This is a genomic window from Neochlamydia sp. TUME1 (assembly GCF_000813645.1).
Taxonomy (GTDB): Bacteria; Chlamydiota; Chlamydiia; order Chlamydiales; family Parachlamydiaceae; genus Neochlamydia.
The window spans coordinates 1-3,115 of the sequence record NZ_JRXI01000159.1; the positions used below are offsets into that span (position 1 = coordinate 1).

At 39.0% G+C, this 3,115-nt stretch carries 2 protein-coding genes; both read right to left on the reverse strand.

From position 1 onward, the window contains the following. Positions 1–44: 44 nt before the first annotated feature. Positions 45–1,253, reverse strand: a complete 1,209-nt coding sequence (locus DB41_RS07695) for a leucine-rich repeat domain-containing protein (protein WP_162180936.1) — start codon at positions 1,251–1,253, stop codon at positions 45–47. Between the two features lie 295 nt (positions 1,254–1,548). Continuing rightward, a complete protein-coding gene (locus DB41_RS07700; RefSeq protein ID WP_155117621.1) occupies positions 1,549–2,763 on the reverse strand; it encodes a leucine-rich repeat domain-containing protein in 1,215 nt (404 codons plus the stop codon). Between the last annotated feature and the right edge of the window lie 352 nt (positions 2,764–3,115).

Consider the following 3,115-nt stretch of genomic DNA (forward strand, 5'->3'; position numbering starts at 1 on the left):
TTTTTCTTTAGTACATTAAATGGCAAAGATACAAGCTTTGCCAGTTATAGATTAAAGCGTTGTTTTATGTCCTCAGGAATACTTTCCAAAGGATTTCCATTTAGATCAAGACCTAGCTCCTGCGATAACTGTCCTATCTCTATTGGAAGAGTGGTGAGCCGGTTGTGGGGTAAATCAAGCCATTGCAGCTGAGAGAGCTGCCCTATCTGTGCAGGAAGAGAGGTGAGTTGGTTATATTCTAAATTAAGCATTTGCAGCTGAGAGAGCTGCCCGATTTCTGCAGGAAGATTGGTGAGCTGGTTATTATTTAAGTTAAGCTCTCTGAGTTGCAATAGCTGCCCTATCTCTACCGGAAGAGTGGTGAGCCGGTTATTATTTAAGTTGAGGTCTCTGAGTTGCAATAGCTGCCCTATCTCTATCGGAAGGGTGGTAAGCTGGTTATTATATAAGTTAAGCTCTCTCAGTTGCAGTAGCTGCCCTATCTCGCCAGGAAGGGAGGTAAGCTGGTTGCCTCCTAAGTTAAGGGATTGCAGTTGCGATAACTGCCCTATTTCTATAGGAAGAGTGGTGAGCTGATTATTTGCCAGGTCGAGCTCTTGCAGCTGAGAAAGCTGCCCTATCTCGCCAGGAAGTGCTGTGAGTTGGTTGTTGTTTAAGTAAAGCATTCTTAGCTGCGATAAACATCTTATCTCTGTAGGTAAAAATTTCAAGCTGATTCCTCTTAAGTCTAGCCTTGTTATATCTTTGCCATGGTTTTCAATCCATTCCTTAAAAAGTCTGCCTTTTTCTTTTAAAGGTAAAGGTTTAATTTCTTCTCTCCCTAAATATTCTTCTCCTCCAGCAAGTTTCTCCCACATTAAAAGGCGGTTAATGTTTACAAGATAAGAGCAGTAATTAGTTAGAGTAATATATCTTTTTTCCTTAGGTTTATCTTTAAGCTCTAAATCTAAAGGTGAAAGAGGGCTAGCTAAAGCAAAGATTTGCTTAAAGATTGCATTTACCTTTTCTGCTACAGAAAGATCTTCTTCTAGCTTATAAATCCTATCTATAATAAGAGCCTGCTTGTAAACATCATCATGGGGAACATGCATCTTGCCTATTTGCTTATAAAGGGAAGGCATGACTTCAGTAGCCAGCAAATGTCGCCATTTTGTACAGACGCTATATAAAGAAGGCGCAGCGCATGCCTTTAAAATAGGAGTCAGTATTTCATTAGGTAGATGTTCAATGGTGAGAGAAGAGCTAGGATTCATGGTATAGCCTCTTTGAAGCTTTATGTCTATTTTTAGCTGCTTTTTAGAGGTATTTATATACATGGAAAAAGCAAAATAGGCAAGCTAGATATAAAAACAGTCTAGCGGCTTGCTTAGGCAAACTAGTACTATAAAAGCCATTAGAAATTCTTCTTATCCTTTAACAGAAAAGCATTATCTTCGGATGCTAGCGTTTCTATAATAAGTCGAAAGGTTATCGATATTCTAAACACCCTACAAACGCATCCATTTATCTCTTTAGTAGATTAGGTGCTACAAATACAAACTTCTCCATTTATAGCCTAAAACGTTGCTTTATCTCCTCAGGAATACTTTCCAGTGGATTTTCTTTTAGATTAAGATTTAACCCTTCCGCCAAATAAGCTATTTCTGCTGGAAAGGAGCTAAGCTGATTATTACATAAATTAAGCACTCTCAGCTGAGATAACTGCCCTATCTCGGCACGAAGAGAAGTAAGCTGGTTATTGCTTAAGTAAAGCTCTAACAGCCATGAGAGCTGCCCTATCTCTGCAGGAAGTGTGGTGAGTTGGTTATTATTTAAGTGAAGCCTTTGCAACTGCGATAATTGTCCTATCTCTGTGGGAAGAGTTGTAAGCTGGTTATTGCTTAAGGAAAGCCATGTCAGCTGAGATAGTTGCCCTATCTCTGCAGGAAGGGTGGCAAGCTGGTTGCTGCTTAATTCAAGCGTTTGCAGCTGAGAAAGCTGTCCTATTTCTGCTGGAAAGGAGGTAAGCTCGTTGCTGCTTAAGCAAAGTTGAGAAAGCCGCGATAGCTGACCTATCTGTGCTGGAAGAGAGGTAAGCTGGTTATTCTCTAAGTAAAGGTGTTGTAAACCAACCAGCTGCCATATTTCTGCTGGAAGGTTGGTGAACTGGTTATTGTTTAAATAAAGTTTATTGAGCTCCCATAGTTGCCTTATCTCTACAGGAAGAATGATAAGTTCGTTGCAGTTTAATTTAAGCTCTTGGAGCTGAGAAAGCTGCCCTATCTGTGCCGGAAGGGAGGTAAGTTGGTTTCTATCTAAGTTTAAGATCGCTAGCTGAGAAAGTTGCCCTATTTCTGTAGGCAAAAACGTTAAGCCAACTCCCTGTAAATCTAATTCCTTAATATCTTTGGCATGATTTTCAATCCACTCTCTGAAAAGCTCTCCTTTTTTTGTTAAAGGCAAATACTTGATTTTCTCTTGCTCTAAGTACTTCCTTCCACTAGGGAGGTTTTTCCACATTAACAGGCGATTAATATTTACAAGATAAGAGGTATAGTTAGTCAGGGTAAAATACCTTTTTTTCTCAGCTTTACATTTAAATTCCAACTCCATAGGAGACAGTGAGCTAGCTAAAGCAAAGATTTGCTTAAAGATTGCATTTACCTTTGCTGTCTCTGAAAGCTCTTCTTCTAGCCTATAAATCCTACCTAAAATAAGAGTCTGCTCGTTAACATCTCTATGAGGAGCATGCATCTTACTTATTTGCTTATAAAGGGAAGGCATAACTTCTGTAGCCAGCAAATGTCGTCATCTTGTACAAACGTTAAATAAGGAAGGGTTAACGCAAGCTCCTAAAATAGGAGCAAGTATCTCATTAGGTAGATGTTCAAGGGTGATAGATGTGCTAGTATTCATGGTAGGGTCTCCTTTAAGCTTTATGCCTATTTTTAGTTACTTTTTAGAGAAATTCGTATATATGAAAAAAGCAAAGCAGGCAAACAAGATCTAAAAACAGCTTAGCGGCATGTTTAGGCAAGCTAACAATATAAAAAAACATTAGAAATTCTTTCTATCTTTTAGCAGAGCCAGCCTTCCCTGCTTCCGATGCTATCCAAAGATTATCTATATTCTTACA